We start from the raw sequence: 23,422 nt of genomic DNA, 5'->3' as shown, positions 1-23,422 counted from the left end.
ATAGAACAATCGGTCGACCGGCACGACACAAAGCGTATTCTGTCAGTGGCGGCTGGCTTTGTGACTGCGGCCCGTGGTTGTTGATTGAAGACGCCAGCCTTTCGCCACGTGCGCTCGTGTGATTGCCGACGTTTTAGGCAAGGACGCCATGACGATTTCGACACGATTGCGGCAATACGGTGGCACGCTCGCAGCGGCGGTGACCACTCCCAAGGTGCTTAAGCACATCGCGGACGGCGTAATCGGACTCGCCGTCGGGATGGTTCTCTGGTCGCTGATCGACCGGTTCCTTTACTTAGCTGGCTTCGGTAGCTCTGCCAATCTACTGATGGTCGCATTGGCCGCTTGCTGCTTTCTCATTCCGCGTGGTCGACTGAATCTCGGATCATTCGCGACTTCGGCCTGTGTGGCAGTGTTGGCAGTTCTCGGGGCGTTGGCTGGGCCTCTCGGTGATGTTTCGGCGACACTGCAATTGAGCACGTTGGCAGCCGGGTTTCCAATTTGGGTCGGCGAGTTAATCGTCGGGGCGATTCTGCTCCTTCCCGCATTCATCGCGATTCGATGTTGGATCGGGCATCGCGGTGTTTCAACGGTGATTGCCGCGGAAGCAATTGCGATTGGTATCGGGCTCAATGCATTCTTGTTCGCTTCATGGATCGGTCCCTTCGCCGCCGGGTGCATCGGCTCGATTGTGCTCGCATTGGCCGCGGCGTCCGACGTGTTCATTTCTCAAGAGAAAATGGAATCCGACGGCTCGATCGAGGGGCCGGATCGTTCTCCCAAAGCGAACACGGACCGAGTCACCGTCCTCGCGCTCTGCACATTAGCAGTTGGTTGCGGACTGATGGCTTCGGCCTGCCCCATCATGCTGTCGCAACTCTTCCCGTGGGGGCCGTCCTATGACGCGGCCATTGTTGCGGCACTATTCGCCGCGATCACGTGTTGCGCACTGATAGTTCCACGAATCGATCTCAGCACCCGCATTGCCGTCGGTTCTTTGGCGATCATTGTCGCCGCAGTGACGATGTCGGTCGGCTACTACTGGCTTACCGACCTGCACTTGGACAGCAATGCATTCATCCAATCGGTGTGGACTCTTACGACGATACGCATCACGACGGTGACGATTCCATTCTGTCTGTTGGGGTTCGGTCTCGCGGTCTCAACTTACCCGATGAAGTCCGGCCACTGGTCACCGATTGTCGCAGCGATCGGTTTCGGTTTGGGGACATTCTTATTGACCAATGGAGTCGCTTCTGAACTGCTCTTACTCATCGGAGCGGCGGCGGCGTGTATTGCGTGCCTGGCCACGCTGCTGTCGACCTTTAAGGGCGTCGTGTCACGCAGCCGCGTTGCTGTAGTGGGCGGGGCATTTGCCTTGACCGGGCTGATCGCGTTTGGCGGTACCTACGATCCGGTTCGTCCCGCTTCGCTGCTGTTTAATACATCGGCCTTCATCGGTCGGAATGCGGGCTTCGAGACGAATCTGCTTTCGGTCATCGAAGGCGGTCGATGTCTTGCGACAATTGAAGAAGGCGGAAAGGTCACGACACTCTGGCGTCAAAACGGGGTACAGGTTCGCATCTGCGAAAATGGAGTGACGCAAGCGATTGTTTCATCGGAACCGCGGCTGTGCCCCCACGCCAGTGCGGAGGTGATGAAAGCGCTCTATCCGCTGCTCATTCACGGCGACCCCGATTCGATTCTGCTGATGGGCGACCGCGGCGGGGCAGCCATTGCAACATGTGCGGCCCTCCCCATCGCGAAGGTCGATTACGTCGTCCAAGACTTGCGGGTCTGGGACGAGATCAATGCGCAAGTCTGGGACGGCGAATTAAGGCCGAGTTCTGATGACGAGCGAGTGCATGAAATCACCGGATCAGCACGGCAGGTTTTAGCTGCGAAGCAACCGAACTACGACGTTCTGATTGATGATCCGGGCTCATCGTCACTTCCGCAGGCGATCCCGCATTTCGATCCGACGTTTTACCGTCTTGCCTCCAACAGCCTGCTTCCCGGCGGCGTATTCTGTCAGCGGTTTCGACAGATCGATCTGGGACCGGAACCACTTCGAGATGTACTCAGTGCTTTACGGTCGGTCTTCTCGCAAGCCGCCGTCGTTGAGATCGGGCCCGGCGAATTTGCGCTACTGGCGTCAAATCGCGATGAACCGCTTTTGGGCAACGAGCTTGTCGATCGACTGAAACGTCCGCATGTCCGCGAGATTCTCGCAACTCTCGGTTGGGATTGGTCGGTGCCACTGAACGTGACCTCGTTCGATTCCGAGACGATCGATCGCTTCATCTCAGAGAACGACGTTGCGTTCGGACGACAGGAGAGCGGTCTGGCGTACCGATTGCCGTTGGAAGTGATGCGCTGGGGGGCGAAGTGGCAAGAACTGTCGGGGGCGATTCAAAGTAATGGCAAAGCGCTCTTGGCTCACTGCGTGAGCGCGACCGATCAGAGGCAGGTTCTTGATCGATTGGCCGCCGTGACCGGACAACGATCACTCCCGGCACGTTATCCCGATCAGCCATGGGCTTATCGCAAAGAACTGAAGGGCCTGATGACCTCGCAACGTCGTTCCCCGATTCGCCGGGTTGCCGCGGAAGCGACGGCCCCCGATTTGCACCCGGAAGACCTCCGCAGAGTTGAATATCTTCAAGCGCTCGCCGCCGCGCGGGCGAACCCAACGTTCGAGTCGATCTCGCAAGTAATGTCGGCCGCCCGCCCCTACGACCCGATGATGACGTACTTCGCGCACGCCGAAGTGAGTGAGCTATACCGTCACTTGGGCGAGGACGCAGTCGGCCTCGAACTACAGCATCTGCTCCACACAATCTACTTCGCCGATTCCACGGACCGCTCAGTTCGAAACGCGCTCCGGGCGATTGAGATCGCGATTGACCATCCGGAACTTTTCGCCGGGCCGACGGAGCGCTGCGACCACCTTGATGGACTGCTGCAGGTCCTCAAACGTCGCTGGGACAATCGGGGGACGAGCGAACCGAAAGCCTCGGGTGTCGTACTCAACGACGTCGAGACTTCGCTGAAGCAAATCGATGCCGCGCTCGCGGTGTTGTCTGCCCACGAGCCTGACGAAATTGGTCGTGACCGTCAGTCGGTCAAGGCTCGGACCCGCGCGATCGAAAAAACGCTAGAACGTCCCTTGGAGAGCTATCGCACACGACTATTACCTCATCACCGATCACAAGATGAGAAGGATAAAGAGCCGAAAAACGAGAACTCCTGATCGGGCTAGTTGTTCTGCAAGATGCCGTACTTTTTCATCTTATTGTAGAGCGTCACGCGGCTGATGCCGAGTTCTTTGGCGCTGTTGGTTCGGCTGAAATTATTCCGGAACAGTGTCTGTTCGATGACCTCCTGCTCGCTGGCAGCGACCTGTTTCTCAAGCGTCGGCGGTTCGGTATCGACTTCGGGCATCGGCCTCGACATGTTCGGGCCGAGGCGGACTGAAGGGTCATTCGTGGGCCCGGCATCTCCGCTGAGAATGTGGTGCGGAAGGTGAGATGCGGCAAGCACTCCGTCCTGACAGTAGATCACGGCTCGCCGCACCACGTTTTCCAATTCCCGCACGTTGCCCGGCCAAGGGTACAGACTGAGCGCTTCAACGAAGCCGCGCTCGATTCGGGAAATCGCGACGCCGTGCCGCGTCGCGAGCTGTTCGACGAACTTTCTCGCGAGCGATTCAATATCGGCGGGCCGCTCTCGCAGCGGCGGTAGCTGAAATTTCAACATGCTCAGCCGGTAGTAAAGGTCGGGACGGAACTTGCCTTCCTCGACGAGCGGCTTGAGATCGAGGTTGCTTGCCACAACCAGCCGGGCCGCGCACTGCAACGTTTGGTTGGAACCGACCGGCTCGAATTCTCCGGTCTCAATGACCCGCAGCAGTTTGACCTGTTGCTCCGGACCGAGCACGTCAATTTCGTCGAGCAGAATCGTCCCGCCGTGCGCGGCGACGAACTTGCCTTCTTTGTCTGCGTGGGCGCTGGTGAAGGCTCCTTTGACGTGGCCGAAGAGTTCACTCTCAATCAGATCAGACGGCAGGGCTCCGCACGCAACGGTCAGAAACGGTTCGTCGCGGCGCGGGGAGACTTCGTGAATCAGCTTTGATAGGAACGTCTTACCCGAGCCGGTTTCACCGATCAGCAACACCGTGACATCGTGTCTCGCCGCGATCTGCAATTCGGAAAGCATTTCCTGCAGCTTCGGCGACAGGGTTTCAAACTGCCGCGTTAACCCGGCGAGAACGTGAGTGTTGCCCGGCTGGTCGGATGATTGATCGATCGAGACTTTGCCGACTCGATTTTCGTTTTCATCACGATGATTGAGGGGTCGCATATGTCCGGACGCATTGCCTACCGAGACGTTCGCCGTTAATTCGGTCGGTGAGTTTCCCCGGCTGGAACCAGCCGAATGGCGGACTGCGGTGATCAGTCTCTGGGCGACATCTGTCATCGAGAGATTTTGTGAGAGCAGAACGACCGACGCCTGCTTCGCCTGGCGGGCGATCGTTTCGGGACAAAGGTCATGCACAACGGCGAACAGCTTGGTGGCTGGGACCGCCTGTCTCAATGATTGGATGAAGTCGTCGTTGGGCGACCGATCCCGGTCAAACCGGACTAAGTCTGCGACCACGATGTCGGGTGGATCGGGACGGAGCAATCGAGGTGCTTCGAGAAGATCATCACACAAAATGGTCCGCCCGACCTCCGCGAGGTTTTCGCGAAGTTCTTCGAGGAACGCGGAGCGTGGGCTGATTACGGCAAAAACCGGCTGCGTCATGGTGATGACTGGGGTCGGCGTTTTGATGGCTGAAGGACTCTCGATATCCGCGTTGGGGCGTGGCCCCGCTTGGTAGAAGCTCGATGAAGAAACACAAACCGCGTACCTTTTCATCTAACGCAGCCTAAGTTTGACTTAAGTTCAAGCAGAAGAGTCAGTTCGGTTCGAGTCACTTTCAGAGTTGCACGCGAAGCCACGTTTCTAAAAGTCACCGTGGTTCCGCATCATGCGGCCAAAATGCAACGCGGGCGTGTCGGATTTCCGCGACAGTGACGCAACCTCAAGGGGTTCAATTCAGACCGCGACACATGACGGTTCAATGCGACAACCCCCGCGTTAATCAGGTGCAGCCGATTTGCGATTGTTTTGCAGCGGAATTGCCACGACTTCGGACAGGGGTGTTTCGCTGAGTCGCGTCGCGGCTCGCCGCTCGGCGAATTACAATCGCGGCTAACAAATGGAATTAATAATTCGCAATTGCGTTGGGATAGAACCATGCCGAAATTTGCGGTAATTCTCGCGGCAGCCGGTCAAAGTTCTCGCTTCACTTCCGGACGTCGCAAAAAGCCGTTCGTGGAACTGAAAGGCCGACCGCTGTGGGTTCGCTGCGCGGACGTCTTTTCCTCGGTCGACGATGTCACTTCGATCGCGATTACCATCGCCGATGAAGACATCGATTGGTTTCGCGACACCTTTCGCGCGAATCTGGGTTTCATGAATGTAGAGGTGGTCTCCGGCGGAGCCGAGCGGGCCGATTCCGTGCAGAACGCGCTCGCTCAAATTCCCGATGACACGGACTACGTTGCCGTTCACGATGCGGCACGTCCCTTGATTACAAAGCAATGGGTGCGGGCCGTGTTCGATGAAGCGGTTGCTCACGGAGCGGCGATTCCGGCGGTGCCGATCGCTGGGACCGTCAAAAAGGTCGACGAGACGAACGCGATAGAGGAGACCGTCCCGAGGGCCGGACTTTGGGAAGCCCAGACGCCCCAGGTTTTTCAAGCCGACTTGCTCCGTCGAGCCTACGCCAAACGGGGCGGTTTTCAGGCGACTGACGAAGCACAATTGGTGGAGCGAATCGGGCATCCCGTCCGAGTGGTGAATAGCTCTCCAATGAATTTCAAAATAACGACTTCGGATGACTTCAAAATGGCCGAAGCGCTGATTAATCGCTTGCCGACCGAAGCCGGCGGTCTTGGGTCTCTCCATCCCTTCTCGGACGGCCCCGGTCGGTTGTTCGATTGAGCGAAGTCTTGATCCGCTTGCAGGAAGACCGACTTTGCCATCGTCTTGAGATCGCCGTACGATGGGGATTGAATTCGTTTGATCATTTTCCGGTTGTAGAGGGAGCGGTCATGTCCGCCCTTTCGATCCCCTGCCCCAACTGCAACTCCAAACTCAAATTGCCGAATCGCTCCCTGCTGGGAAAGACGGCCAAGTGCCCCAAGTGCGCGCACCGGTTTCTGCTTGAGGACCCCGACGAAGTCGAATTGTCACTTGCCGAGCCGGAGCCGGAAGAAGTGCCGGTCGGTCGTGCCGCGCGCGTTGTTCAGGCTGCCCCGGCACAGCCGCAGAGTAAAAGGGCGAAGCCGCAACCGGCGGTCCGACCGCAAGAGAACGCAGACGAGTTTCCCTCCTTCGCCGCTCCGGAAACCCAGTTGCCGACCGACTCCGGCGGTAGCGCGCGGCTGCGGGAGATGCGGCGGAAACGTCAGAAAAATCTGCCTCTGCAGATTGGCATCGGCGGAGTGATTGCGGTGGGACTGGTCGGGGTGTTGATCGCGGCAAGCTACCTTGGCGGTTCGGACACAAAGCCTGATTCAGTCGCCGCTCCGCCACCGACGCGTGATGTGCAATTCGAATCGCAGCGCGATCGGCTCAGTCGTTCAGGGAAGCAACTGGCACAAGCAGGTCCGACCTCGGGCGAGCCGATCACGCTGCAGTACATTCCGGCCGGAACGTCCGCGGTCATTCATTTACGACCTGCGGAGTTGTGGGCAAACGGCTCGACTGCTCAGGAGGTTCGATACTGTCTCGGCCCACTCGCAGCATGGGGAGAGCAATCGCTCCGCGAACTTTGCCTTGTTGATCCGTCGGACATCGAAGAAGCCTTAATCTCGGTAATGCTCGGTGCACGGGCTGATGAGCCCCGTTATGCCGTGGTCGTTCGGCTGAAGGCCGGGATGAGGCGGTCGGACCTGATTCAGTTGATTGGGGGGGAACGCAATGACGAATTTGGGCGTCCGGTTTATATGACCGCGGAGCGCGCGTTCTCGATTGCGGACGACGTTGACCAGAACAACTTGCCGATCATCTTCGCGGCGGCGCCGGTCGAGTATGCCGAGGACTTGCCGCGTGCGTTCATCGCTCCCGGTTTGGCCCCGACGGCGATCGAAGCACTGTTGGAGTCGAGTGACCGGTCCCGTCATCTCACGCTGCTGTTTCAGCCCTCTGAAATGCTCGTCCATCGCGACAAACTTGTCCCAGAGTCTGTCTACCCGCTCTACGACCAGATCGTCGATTGGTTTGGGAGCGACATTGAAGCCGTCCGGTGGAGCGGGCATCTCGCTAATGGAGACTTTTTTACGGAGCTTGAGGCGAGGCCGATGGCCACCGCTTCGCCCAAGTCGACCGCCGAGTTGCTCAATCAACGGTTGAGCGACCTGCCGCAACGCGTGTTGGATACAGTCAGCGCGATGAGTCCGGCTGAGGTCGGTTCGCGAAAGCTCATCGGCCGCCTGCCGGCGATGACCGCCGCGCTGGCAGCGGCAGGAGTGGACGGCACGCTCGACCGCAACGTGCTGATCGCGGCGCGCTTGCCGAACCGTGCGGCTCCAAATTTGGCATTGGCTTCGCTTTTGGCTTGGGACGAGTCGCGACGGACAGACTTTACTCAAGACGTTTTCACTCCTACCGAGCAGCAGCCCGAACTTCCGGCGACCGTAGCGGGTCGGCTGCAGTTGCCGGTCGAGATCGAATTTAATCGGACGCCATTGCAGGAGGCGTTCGCCTATCTCGCGGAGGAAACGAAGACCACGATCGAGGTCGACGGCGAAGCGCTGAAATTCGCCGGCTACACCAAGAACATGCCTCAATCAATGAGTCTGGGAAAGGTCCCCGCGACAAAGGCGATCGCGCAAATCGTTTCGCAGTATGATCAAATGGCGATTGTGATTGACGAAGCGGGTAACAAAGCAATCGTTACGACGCTCAATGATGCTACTGGTAAAGGACTGAAGCCGACCCGGTTTGAAGACTGACGAAGTTCGTTGCTTTCCGACGTTTTCATCCGTCGCCGACTGATGTCCCCGAGGCGGACCCGTTGCGCTCTATTCGATATCGAGACTGATGTCTCACGCCGTCACCCTTCCCTGTCCTGCTTGCGAAATGCCGTTCCGGCTCATGGTGCTGGGGCGGGAGGATCGGGATTTCGAATGCCCCGAATGTGGCTGCGCCTTGCTGTTGCGGCATGACGTCGAAGGCCTGCCGAGCGTTTCAGCACCAACGGAGATTCCCGCGGTCACTCAGAGAGTCGCCATTCGAGATGTCGGGATTTCGACCGTGGCCGGCGCCCTTCAAGTGGCAACCTATGCGAGAGAAACGCTCTTCAGAATTACAAAGACACTTTCGGACCCTCTGGTGATCGCTTGGGGAACGGCCGGATGTGGAGCTGTGATCTTGGGTTGGATGGTCTGGCAAATCGAAGTCAATGCGCCGCCGGAACAGACATCTTCCGACCGCCCGCCATTGCTCGCGAGTCACGGTCACGAAGAGGGAACGGTGACTCAACCGCCAATAGACGTCCAAAGCAAGTTGCCAAAGGCGGTGATTTCTTCACCAGAGTTCCCGAGCCCAAAAGAGGACCTCTCGTCAGGACCTGGCTTAGCAGTCCGTGATACAGAGACTGACCCGACTCCGCCGCGCTTCGGCCCGAGTCCGACTGAGACTGATGATTTCAGTATTGCGAATGACTCATCGGACTTTGCATCGACTGGTAGCTTTCCCACAGTCGTTTACTCCGGTTTCGACAGGGCCCGTCAAGCTGTCGTTGCCCCTCGACCGACGGACGATACGCACCAGCGTCAGGTCGATCTCGCCGAGCAACTTGCACTCCGCGTGGCCCGTTTCGACACGAACGGTCCCAAGCCGTTCCGCGAAATACGGCTGGTCATTTCTGAGATGGCCGGCGCCCCGATCAACTTCGACGAGACGATTGACGATCCGGAGTTGCTCTTGGAAGGCACCGTCAATTTGATGGCGACCGATTCATCTCTGAAAGAAATTCTCAGCCGGGCCGCGTCTCAAATGAATATGCGAATTGAATTTCGTGGAGTCGAAATTGTGCTCTACGAGAATGACGCAACGGGTGAGCGGCTTTCGCCGGAATAAGGACGTACAAAATGGAGTTGGATGATAAGGTCTGCCTGTGCTTTCACGTCTCGAAGCGGAAAATCGTGAATTTTATTCGCGTGCACGAGCCGCGAGTCCCGAGCCAGATCAGCGAATGCGGCGGGGCCGGAACGGGATGCGGTTGGTGCGTGCCGTTCCTCAAGCGGTATTTCCGCGAATATGCGCGCGGAGAGACCGCCGCAGAACAGGAACCCGATCCGGCCGCGTATCGAGCGGCCCGCACGAACTATGTTCGCGCCGGTAAAGGCACGCCGCCGGCAGGCGCTGAGCCGGTCGGCGACGAATAAATTCGCATCCGATCTGATGATCGCTATGGCCGCTGGGCTGATAGCGAAGCGGAGTGGCAACACGATTTAAGTTGCCGACATCGGCTCCATCGTTGATCCCTGCTCCGCCGCTGGCGCTGCCGTCGAAATCGGAATCGAGCGGGAACGGGCGGTCGGAGCCAATGGCAACGTGATGCTCAACACGCCGTTCGAAACATCGGCCGTCGCCGAATCTCCATCGACCGGTACCGGCAGATTTATCTTCCGCGAGATCGCAGCCACCGATCGCTCTTTGCGATGGATCTTACCTTTGGTCGCATCTTCCGCCGGCGTCGCAAGCAAACCGAGGACATTACCGTCGAGTTGCAACACGATCGCATCGGAAGAGACGCCCGGAAGATCAACGACCACGTGCAAATTGTTATCGACTTCGTAGATGTCGACCGGTGCGGGCACGGGTTCGCCTGCGCGAACACCGATCGTATCGAGAGCTTGCGAGCCTCTGGCAACGGCCCCTTCCACAAAGCCTTCGAAATCTCGCCGCAGCCGATCAAACGTCATTTTCGTCGGCTGGTCCATCTTGGTTTCGCTGTCGTCGGTCATGTGTTTGTCTCCCAAAAATGCATTGAAGAGCGATATTTCGTCACGAGAGAGTCAACTCGCCAAGTCCTGTCCGAACCCGTAACAGGGTTTATAGAACATGAACCCCGTAACAGGGTTTATAGAACATGAACGTAGTCTCCCTGATTGTACACGCCGACCCACTTGAGCGGATCAAGAGAATCCCCAGACCTTCCGAGAGGAGCTGATGCCGCTTCTTGCTCGCCTATTCGGGGCTGACTTCGATGCGTCTGGCGGCTGTGCGCGGGGCACGCGGCAACGTCACCTTCAAGACACCGTTCTGAAGCGAAGCGGTGATGCGTTCGTGATCGACTTCGTCACTCAGGATAAACGAGCGGAGGAAATCGCCGACTTCGTATTCCTGATACCGAAGTTCCGCATTGTCGGGAACCGGTGGATTGACTCTGCCGAACAGCGTCAGTTTGTTGTCCTGCACCTGCAGATCAAGCGTTTCACTTGAAACGCCGGGCAAGTCCGCGTGCAGAACCAATCCCTCCTCCGATTCGAAAATATCGATCGGGGGCGTGAAGACGAAGCGTGGCTCGGTCTCCTCCGAAGACTGCGTTTCGTCGGCATCGGAGGCTTCGAATTCGCCAGAGTTTTCGATCAAGTCATCACTCATTAGGGCGGATCACCTCGCTCGACACGTCCGAACCCGAATCGATTCGGCTTTCGGTCGCGTCCGGATTCTCCTGATCGGCGTTGATCTGAATCTTCCTCGCCGGCGACTGAACCGCTTTGGGCAGCCGAATTTTCAACACGCCGTTGGCGAACGTCGCCGCGAGCTTGTCTTCAATGACTCGCTCCGGCAGCGGTACTGAGCGCTCCCACCCACCGTGAAATCGTTCGGACCGGCGAAACGATGATTCGGAGACGTGGTCCAGATCGGCACGCTTGCCCCGCAATGTCAACATGCCGTTGGCAACAGTTAACTCCAAGTCGGAAAGTTGTGTCCCCGGCAACTCGGCGGTCAACAAATACTCGTTGTCGACCTCGTAGACATTGATCGCGGGAAACTTCCGTCGGGCTCGAACTCCGTGTACCGTCAACTGCACATTCCGCAGCAGGCGGTCCACCTCCTGTTCGAGATCGCGAAGCGACCCGAGATTGTGATGCAGTCGAAAGACCGGCATATAGCTCGCTCAGAGGGATTCAATTGCTAAAGATGAGGGAGCAACTGATGTACCTTTCAAGTCATCCATCCAGAGCCGCGGTGTAAGTTGTTATTTGAATTCGATTTAAAGACGCTGCGCGGGCGGAGAACTCAACAGCAATGCACGAATGTCCGCCCGGTTTGTGACGCCGATCACGAGATCATCTGCCGGAACGGCAGGTTGTTCTCGTTGCTGAGGTTCGTTGAAGAGAGATGAGGGTAAGCAGTGGCTGACGATTTAGACAAAAGACATGCGGTGTACGTCGGCAGTTTCGATCCCGTGACGTTGGGGCACGTCGACATCATTCATCGCGGGGCTGAAATCTTCGATCGGCTGACGGTCGGGATCGGACGCAATCCCGACAAGGAAGCCTTGTTCGAGCCGAACGAGCGGGCGGCAATGCTGACGGATGTCTGTGGTGATCTTCCCGAAGTCTCAATTGAAACATTTGAGGGGCTGTCGGTTGAATTCGTCCGAAAGATTGGCGCGGGAGTTCTGCTTCGCGGCGTGCGAAGCCTGATGGACATTGAACTGGAACTGACGATGTCCCTCACGAATCGGACATTAGAGCCGCGAATCGAGACCGTATTCCTGATGGCCAACGAACGCTATTCGCACGTCTCCAGCACGCTGATCAAACAGATTGCCCGCTTCGGCGGAAGAGCGGTCGCGGACCGTCTGGAGCAATTTGTGCCCCAACCTCTTATCCCGGCACTCATCGATCGCTATCACGGCGGCAAGTAATCGGCAGCGAGGGATTACCGGATGCCTTCAGCGATCGCGATCATTCAGAACCGCAGGGCTAATTTGACCGATTGAACTCGGACGGCTGGCTCTGTAGGTTCGAATGTCGTCAATCCTTGCTAACTCCGAGACAATTTCAGTCGACGACGTCCGCGTCTACTGACAGCGGTCGCACTTGGCAAAGCGTTTTAAATCGTCGGCTTCGATTTCTTTACCCTCAGATGCCCAAAGGTTCTCCCGATGGTCAAGACCGCCTCTACGATGCTCCCGCTTGGTACCGAAGCGCCCGACTTTTCGCTTCCCGATCCGACCGGTCAGGTCACGTCGCGTGCCGATTTGAGCGGCAATCCGCTGCTGGTCATGTTCATCTGCAATCACTGCCCGTTCGTGAAACACCTCAACACCGATCTCGCGAAATTCGCGGACGAATACCGCATGAAAGGAATTAACGTCGTCGGAATCAGTTCGAACGACGTCGAGAATTACCCAGCCGACAGTCCCGAAAAAATGGCGGAAGAGATTCTTGCCGTCGGTTATTCGTTCCCCTATCTCTACGACGAAACGCAGGAAGTCGCCAAGGCGTACACAGCCGCCTGCACGCCTGACTTCTTCCTGTTCGACGCCGAGCACAAGCTTGTCTATCGCGGCCAATTCGACGACAGCCGACCGGGCAATGACAAGCCGATCACGGGCAAAGATTTACGGGCTGCCTGCGATCAGGTGTTGGCGGGCGAGTCGGTGCCGGAAGATCAATCGCCGAGCATCGGCTGCAACATTAAGTGGAAGCAGGGGAATGAGCCGAAGTATTTCACCGGCGTCTCCGTCGAGTAGCAGATCGCCCGTTGACGTCGGACGGCGGGTCTAACGACGGTGTCGGATCAGCCGGTGAAGTCGCCGGTCAGCCGCTCGCGGAGGTATGAAGCTCGCGCGACGTTCCGCTCGGCCGATTGCAGGTCTTCACCACGCAATTTCTGCAGGTGAGCAGGCTGCGTCTGGATCAACATTTCGTTGACCGTCGCCATCTCGAGTTCATCGATCAGTCCGAGATTCACGCCCATGCGGACGCTTGAAAGCAGGTGCATCGTCTCTTCGCTGCTGATGGTTTGAGCGTTGCGAAGAATGCCATAGGCCCGAGCGATCTGGTCGTGCAGATTCCGCCTGTTTTCGCTGACCAGCTTGTTACGCACCCGACGTTCGTAGGCGATGATGTTCGGGATCACTTCCTGAACGTTCTCGATGATCTGCTGCTCGCTCTTGCCGAGCGTGACCTGGTTGGAGACCTGATAGAAGTCACCCATCGCCTGACTGCCTTCGCCATAGAGGCCGCGGACGGCAAGGCTGATCTTCTGAAGGGCCTGAAAGACTTTCTGAATTTCTTTTGTGAGCACTAGCGCCGGCAAGTGCAGCATGACGCTGACGCGAATGCCGGTGCCGCAGTTGGTCGGGCAGGATGTCAGATAGCCAAATCGGTCGCTGAACGCGTATGTCACGTGCTGTTCGATATTGTCGTCCAACTCACTGATTTGCGACCAAGTATCGCCCAGTGAGAACCCGCTGTGCAGAACCTGAACGCGAAGATGGTCTTCCTCGTTGACCATCACGCTGAGGTTCTCTTCGCGACTGATGCACACGCAGCGCGGCCCAACGCCGTCAGACAATTCGCGGCTGATGAGCTGTCGCTCGACAAGAAACTGCCGGTCGACTTCGTTCAGATCTCCGACATCGAGCGAATAAAGCTGAGGCCCGAAATCGAGGTCAAGCAGCCGGTTGCACAGCAGCTCTGAGACTTCCGCTTTCACCGCATCGCTGGCGCGAATCGGAAAGGGGAATTGGGCGAGATTTCTCGCGAGTCGAATCCGGCTCGATACGACAATGTCGGATTCCGGTCCGCCGCCGCGAAGCCACTCGCCGCTCGTCTCGATCAGCGCATTGAGATTCAAGTCGGACACTCCTTCGGGCGATCGACCGCGGTCGACATCCGCCCCCGCGACAGGGCGATTCTAGCGGGCGGGAATCGACTGTCAACGCTCCACTTCGACCCCGGAGACGCCGTAAAATGACCTGTCGCATGGGGATACGGGGATGTCGGCCCGTCGCGGCACTTGGGGGACCTTTTGCGTTTTGCCTCTTTGATTCGTATCGTGTGCCGCGACGCTGCGTCGGGACATTTTCAGAGACCCCGGTCGGCTGCGAACGTTTAAATTTAGCTGTGAATGATCGTCCGATCGGCAACGATACAGAGCAATGACGCACGAGCCGCCCTTCGACGTGTTCCGAGAGATTGCGGCGGCAGGACGGCGTGTCCCTGTCTACCGGCAGTTGATCGGTGACTCGATTACTCCCGTCTCGGCGTACTGTCGGCTTCGGCAAGAGGGTTGTTCGTTCTTATTTGAAAGTGTGGTCGGCGGGGAAAAGATCGGGCGGTACAGCTTCGTCGGTACCTCGCCCTTTCTGACGATCTCCGCCTGCGGGACTACGGTCACTATTACCGAAGGCGACAAAGAGCGCAGCTTCGAATGTGATGACCCGCTCGGTGAGCTTCAGCAACTACTCGAGCACTATCAGACCGAGCCTTCCGAGGGTCTGCCGCGGTTTTGTGGAGGGGCCGTCGGGTATGCGGGTTACGATGTCGTCCGCTATAGCGAGCACCTGCCGGACGCTCCGTCCGACGATCGCAAATTGCCGGACATGCACTTCGCGCTGTACGACCGGATGGTCATCTTCGACCAAATCAATAAGACGATCTTTGTCGTCGCCCATGCGAGACCGGCTGCCGACGCAGAGGATGCGACTGCTGAATATCGCCGGGCCTGTCGGGCCGTCGACGATCTGTGTCGGCAGTTGCAGCAGGGGGTCGACGACCTGCAGGTGACCGACATCGAAACGAGCGGCGAACCCCAAATCGATTTCGAATCGAATTTCACCAAGGCCGGGTTCGAGTCGGTGGTTGAGCGGTGCCAGGAATACATTCGCGCCGGTGACGTTTTTCAGGTCGTCGTCAGTCAGAGACTGCGGCGGGAGACCTCGGCACGACCGCTCGATATTTACCGCGCACTCCGCGTTGTAAACCCGAGCCCGTTCATGTTTCTGCTCACACTGCCGCAGACAACGTTGATCGGCAGTTCGCCGGAAATTATGGTGCGGGTTGAAGAGGATATCGTCACGATTCGGCCGTTGGCCGGAACGCGAAAACGGGGTCGGTCCGAAGCAGAGGATCGGAAGTTAGCCGAAGAACTGTTGGCTGACCCGAAGGAGCGGGCTGAGCACGTGATGCTGATCGACCTCGCCAGAAATGATGTCGGACGCGTCGCCGAATTTGGTTCGATTGAGCTGTCCGACGTGATGGAGGTCGAGCGATACAGCCACGTGATGCACATTACGTCGAATGTGACGGGGCGACTGAAACAAGGCACGACCGCCATTGATGCGCTGCGGGCCGGACTTCCTGCCGGGACCGTCTCCGGCGCGCCGAAAGTCCGAGCGATGGAAATCATCGACGAGATGGAGCCGCATCGACGCGGACCCTATGCGGGGGCCGTCGGCTACATCGATTTTACCGGGCACATGGATACGTGCATCGCGCTGCGGACAATCGTGCTCACCGGGCAGACGGCTTTTCTGCAGGCTGGCGCCGGTCTGGTGGCTGACAGCGTCCCGAGCGCCGAGTACGAAGAAACGTTGAACAAAGCCAAGGTGTTGCTGCGGGCGATCGAAGTGGCCGAAAAGCGACTTTGATCTTATTTCAGTCATGATTCTCTCAGATGGGTCGCAACCTGGATGAGCATCTTTCAAAAGATTATCGACCGTGACATTCCGGCCGACATCGTCTTTGAAGACGACCGCTGCCTCGCGTTTCGAGACATCAAGCCGCAGGCTCCCGTTCACATTTTGGTGATCCCCAAGAAGGTGATCCCTCAACTCTCCGATGCCGATGATTCCGACAGCGAGTTGCTCGGGCATCTTCTCTCAACTGCCCGACAGGTTGCCGCCGACGAGGGTCTCGACGGAGGCTTTCGTGTGATCATCAATAACGGCGACGACGGCGGACAGGATGTTCCGCACCTTCACCTGCACGTCCTTGGAGGTCGGAAATTGAAGTGGCCTCCCGGTTAGTGACGCGTTGTTGGTCAGCGGCTCTTGAACTCTTGCGAGATGCCGGGACGACGAGTTGGCCGCGGCTGCAATAATGACACAGGGCCTCCACGCAGAGACTTTCTTCGGCCCGATTCGCCGCGTCACTGCTCTACCGATCGAATCGCAATGCCGGCGACGACAAAGAACTCCGAGTCGCCGCGGCGATGGTCGTCGGGATCGGTGCGCTCGCAGATCTTCGCCTTGGCAATGCCGGTATTGACCGAGCAATTGTTGTCATTCTGCGTGGCCCTCACCGATACCTATCTTTCCGGTCGGCTGGGACCGAGCGTGACCAACGCAGTTGGCTTGGCGGCCTACGTCGGCTGGCTCGCTTCAATGATTGTCGGCCTGATCGGCGTCGGGACATCCGCCATCGTTGCCCGATGCTGGGGCCGGGCCGATTTTGAGGATGCCCGAGCTGTTCTGAGCCAGTCGCTGGTTCTCGGGGTCGGCGTCGCGGCGGCCTTCTCCCTTGCGATCGTACCGACGGCGCCGCTGCTGGCTCGATTGCTCGGACTCGAAGCGGAGTCGGCCCGTATCGCCGTCGGCTATCTGCGATTGGATGCGATCGGTCACGTCTTCATGGGTTGGATTCTTGTCGCAGCGGCCGGATACCGAGGCGCCGGAATCATGCGGGTTCCACTGATCACGCTCGGCTCAGTCAACGTCCTGAATGTCGCTTTGTCATTCGCCTTCATGTACGGCCTCGGAACGCCGGGGAGTCTGTTCTCCATCGCGCCGATGGGGGCGGACGGTATCGTTTTGGGTACGGTCGTCGCGAAGGGGCTTGGTGCGATACTCATCTCGGCGGTGCTGGTCCGCGGTGTCGGCGGATTGTTCGTCGTTCCGGCCGGTCTAAAGCCGGATCGCACGACGACACGACGCATCCTCAAGATCGGAATCCCCGCCGCCGCCGATGGAGCCGTGATGTGGGGCGGTCAATTCCTCTTCTTGATGCTCATCGCCCGAATGGGCACCGGAGATTCCGAAGGAATCGCACTGGCGGCGCATATCGTCGGGATTCGGGTCGAGGCGATCACCTACCTTCCGGCGGTCGCTTGGGGAGCGGCTGCTTCGGCGCTGGTGGGGCAGTCGCTCGGCGCCGCCGACACCGACCGCGCGATCGCTGCCGGGCATGAGGCAGTCCGTCAGTGCGGTTTGATGGCAATCGGAATCACGCTCATATTCTTTTTTGGAGCAGATCAGATTTATAACGTGATGCACAAGAGCGAAGCGGTCCGCGCTGAAGGAATCCCGCCGTTTCGAATGCTCGCGCTCTTTCAGGTGCCGTTAGTCATATCGATCGTTTACGTTCAAGCCTTGCGGGGAGCCGGGGATACGCGATTCCCGCTGGCCATCACGGCCGCAGGTGTGTTTCTGATCCGCCTGCCGTTGGCTTATCTGTTCGGTTGGGTTCTTGGTTTCGGGCTGCTCGGAGCGTGGGCCGGAATGTGTGTGGATATCTTGGTTCGGGCTATCCTCTCGACGGCCCGTTACGTCGGTGCGCGCTGGGTTGATACCGACGTTTGAGAGTGCGGACAAACTTGTCGGTCGGGTGAGTTGCCGCGCTGCGGCCTGGCGGGGAGAATCGCGATACTTCAAATCTTGAAACCGGAGCTGCCCATGCCATCCCCACACGTTCTTCGGCGACTCTTTCCGTTGGTCGCCGTCTGCTGTGCTCTCGTCCCGCTTTGCGGTGCTTTCCTCGCCTCGGAATACAAAAGCGGTATTAAGTGGGAGGAGCCGAAGGTCGTCGATCCCGGCCCGACCGACGCCCCTCCCGCCGATGCGGTCGTTCTGTTCGACGGCACCGATCTGTCGCAATGGGAAGGCGGCGAACAATGGACGATCGAAGATAATTACGCGATTACTGCCGGTGGCGGTATCACGACGAAAGAAGGCTTCGGCGATTGTCAGTTGCACATTGAGTGGGCTGCCCCGGCGAAGGTCGAAGGCAAGGGCCAGGGACGAGGCAACAGCGGTGTTTTTCTGATGGGCCGCTATGAAGTCCAGGTCCTCGATTCCTATGAAAACGAGACCTATTTCGACGGGCAGGCCGGTTCGCTCTACAAGCAGTGGCCGCCGCAAGTCAACGCGTCACGCAAGCCCGGCGAATGGCAGGAATACGACATTATTTTTGAGGCCCCGCGATTCGACAAGCACGGCGCATTGCTGCGGCCCGCCTACGCGACAGTGCTGCACAACGGAGTTGTCGTGCAGAATCACGCCGAGTTGCTCGGTGATACCGCTTGGCATCGTCCGCCGTCGTACAAAGCTCATCCGTCGCGGCTACCGATCAGCCTGCAGTTTCACGGCGATGAAGTCAGGTTCCGCAACATCTGGATTCGAGAACTATCCCCCGCCGTTCCGGAATACCCACCGGTCGAACTGTAAAGGCCGTGGGGATCGAGCGGTTGGGAGCAACGTGAGTTGATCGCCCGGTACGCCATCGAGGTAATCAAGCCTGAGCGATTACGCAGCGCCGGCCCAGCCGGGACAAAATCATTTGCATTGCACGCAGCCGCGAGAAGGTGCGAAACGAGAGAAATCCCGCGAATTTGATCTGTTGACAGCACGGCCTCGCTGGCGCGTCGCGCTGTTTGGCATCTCGATTCGGGCGGTCTTTGGGGATGCTAAATCGCTAGCGCGGGTTCGGCTTCGTCGGTGAGGTTTTTGACCATCGTGATTCGGTTGCCCAAGTCGTTGTGAGCGACATCGTCCATGAAGGTCTTGATCAGCAATAGCCCGCGCCCGCTGGCCCGGGCGAGGTTTTCCGGGGCAGACGGATCGGGCAGGTCGCCCAATTCGAAGCCGGGTCCTTGGTCCTCGATCGTGATGACCGCTTGGGAAGACGAGAGTTTGATTTCGACCCGCACGTGACGCTCGCAGAACGGAGTCTCATTGCAGCGCTGCCGGGCGAGATCGTGAAACGCCTGATGATCGGACTCTTTAAGCTTTGAGTCGACCTCGAGGTTCCCGTGATACATGGCATTGAGCAGGGCCTCTTCAAACGCAACGCTCAACCGCAGCTTTGTCTTGTCTTCAATAAACGGCGACCTGGCAAAGAGTGAGCGAACCGATCTCACCGCAGCAGCCACAAGACCGAGGTCACTTTCCAACTCATAGACCAGGTCTTGGCGAATAAGGCGATCGCTCAGGCGGGAGTGATCTCGATCTTCAGCGGCTGCCGAAAGGACCTGCCGGGCCGTCGAACGCAATCGCTGCGCGAGATTCCGCTTCGGCACATAACTGGCCGCGCCGGCCTGCAACGCGCGAACGGCAATCTCTTCGCTGCCCTGTGATGTCATCAGGACGATCGGAATCAGCGGATAGCGTGTGCTAACCTCTTCGACCAGTTGCAGGCCGTCAATACGCGGCATTTGCAAATCAGTCAGGATCGCGTCGACCATGCGGTCACTCGAAAAGTCGAGCGCACGCTGGTTGAGGAAGTCGAGTGTCTCCTGACCATCGGAAGCGTACTCGACCTCCCATCCGTCACGGGAGAGCAAGCCTCCGGCGAGTCGGCGATCGGCGGCGGAATCATCCACGACGAGGATCGTCGGCATTGTGTCACTTATCCTTTGACGTTGTGTCCGAGTGCTCTCGAGTCATTACGACAGTGCGAACAAATTCAGTGGGTACGAATTGGCTGTTCGAGTTCTTCAATCGTCCCATCAGAGGCACGTCATCCGCAAAAACGTTTATGAAGACTGCCCGTCGCTACGCGGTTTGTCAGCCCCCAATGCCCTAACACTGTGCCGAAGCTTGTCGCGCAAATCGAGCGTCGCCTGAACGAGTTCTTCAATTTCTCCCGAATCGGGCATGGGCTGATTTCTTCTCAGATTTGACTCGATTTGTTCCGCTTTTTGCTGGCATTTCGTTGTTCCGAACGATACAGCCGCCCCGCGGAGCGCGTGGACGGCTCGACCGAGACGTTTCACATCGCCTTTTCGTTCAGCGTCACGGATCGTTGAAATCAATTCGTCAGCCTCGGTCAAGAACGCTTCGATGACCTCGTCGGCCAAATCGTCGTTTCCGCCGACGGCGCTGAGAATCTCTAATCGCAGCGTCTCGGAATCAACCGTATCCGTATTCAATTTCGGCTGAGCGTCGTTTGTCGGCTTGCGTGACGCCGCATCAGGCCGTTCTGCTTTGGCTGATTCTCCGGCAACGATCGGCTTGTTGAGTCTTTCCAAGACATGAAGTACCTCGTCGACTCGTACCGGCTTGGAAAGGTACGCGTCCATCCCGGCTTCGAGACAGCGACGGCGATCGCCCTGCATCGCTTGGGCGGTCATCGCGACGATCGGTACGTGACGATCGGTCGCCGCTTCAAATTCGCGGATTTGCCGGGTGGCCTGCAGGCCGTCCATTTCGGGCATTTGCACGTCCATCAGGATGACGTCGAAATCTTTTTCCTGGCTCTTTTCAACTGCTTGCCGGCCGTTCTCAGCGACCGAAAGCGTGGCTCCCCGAGTCTGAAGAACGGCACTCATCAGCCGCCGGTTGTAGACGCTGTCCTCGACCAACAAGACCCGCACCCCGCTGAGACTCGCTTCTTCGACCGTATTGTCGTTCGGAACGGCGTAAGTTCCCGAATCATTCTGCTGGCCGAATAGGGATGAACGAATGACGTCTCGTAGTTCCGAGGCGGCCGGCGGCTTGATCAAAACCGTCGCCCCGGACGAACCGAGAGTCGGCGAGGTCAAAGCAGGATGAAGGGTGTCGAGCAGCGCGATCGTCGGGAGGTCCGACTCGCCGATTGACTCGGTATCGAAGTCACGCCGGCTCGCTCCACATCCGAAGTCAACGATTTGCAACTCAGCTTCATCTTTAGGGCCAACGTCGACGTCCCAAGAGGTGACCAATTCGACAAGCGCGGCACGGACATCGGCTGTCTCAGATTCAATCGCGATCTGTTTCGGTGGAGAAGCTTTCAAGACACCGTCGTCGGACTCTTCAGCCGCCGCTCGGCCATCAATCTCAAAGTAGAACGTCGAGCCGGAGCCGACTTGGCTTTCGCATTGCAGCGGTCCACCCAGCAGGTCGGCGAGCCGGGCCGAAATCGCCAGACCGAGCCCGGTTCCGCCGTGGCGTCGCGTGAGCGAGTTGTCCGCCTGTTCGAACGGTTCGAATACGCGTTCGATCTCTTCAACACTCATCCCGATGCCCGTGTCGCTGACCGAAATTCGGAGACGGTCGTCATCACCGGCCTTTCTGCGGAGTGGCTCAATCCGAACGGTGACTCGTCCACGCTCCGTGAACTTGATCGCGTTGCCGACGAGGTTCAGCAGAATCTGTCGCAGGCGATCAGGATCAGTGACCAAAGAGGTAGGGACGCGGCGATCGATGTGCGGGACTAACTCAATACCCTTCGTGTGAGCCGGTCCCGACAATGACCGCATCGTCCCCGTGACCAGGTCACGAATGTCAAAAGGTGACGGGTGAACCTCGAGTCGCCCCGCTTCGATTTTTGAGAAGTCGAGCAGACTATTGATCAGCGTCAGTAGTGACTCCGACGACTGAGAGACAATGCCGAGGAAATCGGCCTGCACCTCGCTTAAACCGGTCCGTGCGAGCAGGTCGGAGGCTCCGATGATGGCGTTCATTGGTGTGCGAATTTCGTGGCTCATGTTGGCCAGAAATGCGCTTTTCGCCTCGTTGGCCTGATCGGCCGCTTGCTTTGCCGCCTGGAGCTCTGCCTCCGTTTCTTTCTGTCGGGCAATGTCGACGACGAAACATAAACAGGTTTGCTTGCGGGCATCGAGCAGCGTTTCTCCGGTCAGAATCGGAACCCGTGAGCCGTCTTTGTGGAGATACTCCTTCTCGCGGGGCTTACTCTGGCCGCCCTGCATAATGAGTTCCATCGCTTCCGCGTCGGCCTGCTGAAACGCGTCCGGCGTCAGCATGTCCCACCGGAGCCGACCCGCTTCGAGGTCTTTGCGCGAATAGCCGGTCAGCTCGAGGAACACTCGGTTGGCCTCGAGGATCCGACCGTCCAGATGCACGATCGTCAGACCGATGATGTCGGAATCGACGAGCCGGCGGAATCGGGCGTTGCTCTGCTTTAATGCCTCCTGTGCTTTTCTGCGGCGCGTGATGTCTCGAATAAACAGTGTGAACAGTGTCCCGGTCCGCAGAGGGATCGGCTGCATCGTCATTTCAGCGATGAAGGACCGCCCGCTCCGGCGGTGCATCGTCAGTTCGACCCGCTTCCCGGCCAGCAGCGTCTCGTCCTGTTCAGAGAGCGCCTCCATGTTCTTGCGGTGGCGATCGCGAAAACGCGGCGGGATCAGCAGTTCGGCGACGTCGCACTCGATCGCCTCTTCAACGGCATACCCGAACGTCTTTTCGGCAGCCGGGTTGAACTCCACGATTCGGCCGTCAGAGTCGATCGTGATAATGCAGTCGAGGGCCGCATTCAGAATGGCCCGGTGGCGTGTTTCTGCCGCTCGCACGGCCCGGTCGGCCCGAACCCGGTCGGTCACGTCCCAGAACATGCCCTGAATACCGACGACCCTGCCCTGCGTGTTCTTCAGCGGCGCCTTTAATGACTGAACATACAGGCGATCCGCACCGGGCTCGTGATATTCTTCCACCACTTCGAGCGTCTCGCCGGTGTCGATAACCCGTTGATCATCCTCGCGGTATTTGTCGGAAAGATTCTGGGGAAACAGGTCGTGGTCCGACTTCCCGATCAGACTCTCCAGCGGGAGGTGCATCAGCTTGCAGCAGCGCTTGTTCGCGAAAATGAATCGCCCGGCGGTGTCCTTAAAGAACACGTTCAGAGGTAACTCTTCGACGAGTGAGCGGTATCGAAGTTCGCTCTCCTTAAGAGCGGACTCAGCCGCAACGTGACGGGAAATATCGGCAAACGTGCAATAGAATAGTGGCGTCGTCTCCTCGGGCTCTCCCGGCAGTCGCGGGATCGGACTGACGCCCGCTTCAAGCGATCGCTCGACGCCGGTTGCGTTCTTGATGCGCGTCGAAAAGCGGATCGGTCCGGGTGATCGGCCGGCCCTCCGCAATTCGCCCGCAAAACGATCGGGATCGTCCATGCCGACCGACTCGGCAAGTGTCGTCGGCCGGTCTCGCTCGTCGTCCAGCGCGAGCAACTGAATCGCGGCCTGATTCGCGCACACGATTTCGCCGGCCAAATTGATCACTAGCGTCGGTCCGGGATGGCTCTCGGCCAATGCAGCGATTAAGGCCAATCGCGTTTCGTCTTGCGACGATTTCCTATTTTGAACCTTTCCCATCGAGCATGACTTGGTCGGCGTGGCGAAA

At 58.4% G+C, this 23,422-nt stretch carries 18 protein-coding genes; 11 read left to right on the top strand and 7 right to left on the bottom strand.

Features of this window, described 5'->3' with window-relative positions:
• Nucleotides 1-148 precede the first annotated feature (148 nt).
• Nucleotides 149-3,253, top strand: a complete 3,105-nt coding sequence (locus tag Pan189_RS12935; RefSeq protein ID WP_145364390.1) for a spermidine synthase — start codon at nucleotides 149-151, stop codon at nucleotides 3,251-3,253.
• 5 nt (nucleotides 3,254-3,258) lie between these two features.
• Here the strand turns inward: Pan189_RS12935 and Pan189_RS12930 are convergent, their stop codons facing one another.
• Nucleotides 3,259-4,806, bottom strand: a complete 1,548-nt coding sequence (locus Pan189_RS12930; protein WP_310820437.1) for a sigma-54 interaction domain-containing protein — start codon at nucleotides 4,804-4,806, stop codon at nucleotides 3,259-3,261.
• 495 nt (nucleotides 4,807-5,301) lie between these two features.
• Here Pan189_RS12930 and ispD point away from each other — a divergent pair, with 495 nt between their 5' ends.
• The 4 genes from ispD to Pan189_RS12910 all read left to right on the top strand — a co-directional run bounded on the left by ispD (nucleotide 5,302) and on the right by Pan189_RS12910 (nucleotide 9,503).
• Nucleotides 5,302-6,051, top strand: a complete 750-nt coding sequence (gene ispD / locus Pan189_RS12925; protein ID WP_145364388.1) for a 2-C-methyl-D-erythritol 4-phosphate cytidylyltransferase — start codon at nucleotides 5,302-5,304, stop codon at nucleotides 6,049-6,051.
• A gap of 110 nt (nucleotides 6,052-6,161) precedes the next feature.
• Nucleotides 6,162-8,066, top strand: a complete 1,905-nt coding sequence (locus Pan189_RS12920) for a zinc ribbon domain-containing protein (protein ID WP_145364386.1) — start codon at nucleotides 6,162-6,164, stop codon at nucleotides 8,064-8,066.
• Nucleotides 8,067-8,154: 88 nt separating this feature from the next.
• Nucleotides 8,155-9,195, top strand: a complete 1,041-nt coding sequence (locus Pan189_RS12915) for a hypothetical protein (protein WP_145364384.1) — start codon at nucleotides 8,155-8,157, stop codon at nucleotides 9,193-9,195.
• Between the two features lie 11 nt (nucleotides 9,196-9,206).
• Nucleotides 9,207-9,503 (top strand): (2Fe-2S)-binding protein, encoded by a 297-nt coding sequence (locus tag Pan189_RS12910; protein WP_145364382.1) that lies wholly within the window; start codon nucleotides 9,207-9,209, stop codon nucleotides 9,501-9,503.
• A 66-nt stretch (nucleotides 9,504-9,569) separates the two neighbouring features.
• Here the strand turns inward: Pan189_RS12910 and Pan189_RS12905 are convergent, their stop codons facing one another.
• From Pan189_RS12905 to Pan189_RS12895, 3 genes are all read right to left on the bottom strand, one after another.
• Nucleotides 9,570-10,085, bottom strand: coding sequence for an Hsp20/alpha crystallin family protein (locus tag Pan189_RS12905; protein WP_145364380.1), 516 nt, complete (start codon nucleotides 10,083-10,085; stop codon nucleotides 9,570-9,572).
• Between the two features lie 223 nt (nucleotides 10,086-10,308).
• On the bottom strand, nucleotides 10,309-10,725 hold the full coding sequence (locus tag Pan189_RS12900) for an Hsp20/alpha crystallin family protein (protein ID WP_145364378.1): 417 nt from the start codon (nucleotides 10,723-10,725) through the stop codon (nucleotides 10,309-10,311).
• Complete coding sequence (locus tag Pan189_RS12895; protein WP_145364376.1) at nucleotides 10,718-11,236, bottom strand: Hsp20/alpha crystallin family protein; 519 nt, start codon at nucleotides 11,234-11,236, stop codon at nucleotides 10,718-10,720. The genes Pan189_RS12900 and Pan189_RS12895 overlap by 8 nt, the downstream gene beginning before the upstream one ends.
• A 246-nt stretch (nucleotides 11,237-11,482) precedes the next feature.
• Between Pan189_RS12895 and coaD the strand changes: the two genes are divergently transcribed.
• Nucleotides 11,483-12,001 (top strand): pantetheine-phosphate adenylyltransferase, encoded by a 519-nt coding sequence (gene coaD, locus Pan189_RS12890; RefSeq protein WP_310820435.1) that lies wholly within the window; start codon nucleotides 11,483-11,485, stop codon nucleotides 11,999-12,001.
• Nucleotides 12,002-12,241: 240 nt separating this feature from the next.
• Nucleotides 12,242-12,832, top strand: coding sequence for a thioredoxin family protein (locus Pan189_RS12885; RefSeq protein WP_145364374.1), 591 nt, complete (start codon nucleotides 12,242-12,244; stop codon nucleotides 12,830-12,832).
• A gap of 47 nt (nucleotides 12,833-12,879) precedes the next feature.
• Here Pan189_RS12885 and Pan189_RS12880 read toward each other — a convergent pair whose 3' ends face one another.
• A complete protein-coding gene (locus Pan189_RS12880) occupies nucleotides 12,880-13,941 on the bottom strand; it encodes a protein arginine kinase (protein WP_145364372.1) in 1,062 nt (353 codons plus the stop codon).
• A 304-nt stretch (nucleotides 13,942-14,245) separates the two neighbouring features.
• Between Pan189_RS12880 and trpE the strand changes: the two genes are divergently transcribed.
• The 4 genes from trpE (at nucleotide 14,246) to Pan189_RS12860 (ending at nucleotide 18,529) form a co-directional block, all read left to right on the top strand.
• Entirely contained in the window at nucleotides 14,246-15,736 is a 1,491-nt protein-coding gene (trpE, locus tag Pan189_RS12875) for an anthranilate synthase component I (RefSeq protein ID WP_145364370.1), read from the top strand.
• Nucleotides 15,737-15,778: 42 nt separating this feature from the next.
• Nucleotides 15,779-16,114, top strand: a complete 336-nt coding sequence (locus Pan189_RS12870; protein ID WP_145364368.1) for a histidine triad nucleotide-binding protein — start codon at nucleotides 15,779-15,781, stop codon at nucleotides 16,112-16,114.
• 147 nt (nucleotides 16,115-16,261) lie between these two features.
• Nucleotides 16,262-17,665: an MATE family efflux transporter gene (locus Pan189_RS12865; protein ID WP_310820433.1), complete on the top strand. Its 1,404-nt coding sequence runs from the start codon at nucleotides 16,262-16,264 to the stop codon at nucleotides 17,663-17,665.
• Between the two features lie 93 nt (nucleotides 17,666-17,758).
• On the top strand, nucleotides 17,759-18,529 hold the full coding sequence (locus Pan189_RS12860) for a 3-keto-disaccharide hydrolase (protein WP_145364365.1): 771 nt from the start codon (nucleotides 17,759-17,761) through the stop codon (nucleotides 18,527-18,529).
• A 239-nt stretch (nucleotides 18,530-18,768) separates the two neighbouring features.
• On the opposite strand, the gene Pan189_RS12855 is transcribed toward Pan189_RS12860, so the two are convergent.
• Nucleotides 18,769-19,701 carry an ATP-binding response regulator gene (locus Pan189_RS12855; RefSeq protein WP_145364362.1) on the bottom strand — a complete coding sequence of 311 codons (933 nt, stop codon included), beginning with the start codon at nucleotides 19,699-19,701 and terminating at the stop codon, nucleotides 18,769-18,771.
• A gap of 135 nt (nucleotides 19,702-19,836) precedes the next feature.
• Nucleotides 19,837-23,394, bottom strand: a complete 3,558-nt coding sequence (locus Pan189_RS12850) for a PAS domain S-box protein (protein ID WP_145364361.1) — start codon at nucleotides 23,392-23,394, stop codon at nucleotides 19,837-19,839.
• Nucleotides 23,395-23,422 lie beyond the last annotated feature (28 nt).

The organism is Stratiformator vulcanicus, assembly GCF_007744515.1.
GTDB classification, from domain to species: domain Bacteria; phylum Planctomycetota; class Planctomycetia; order Planctomycetales; family Planctomycetaceae; genus Stratiformator; species Stratiformator vulcanicus.
Note: the sequence above shows the minus strand (reverse complement) of the source record. Positions and strands in the feature narration are given on the sequence as shown.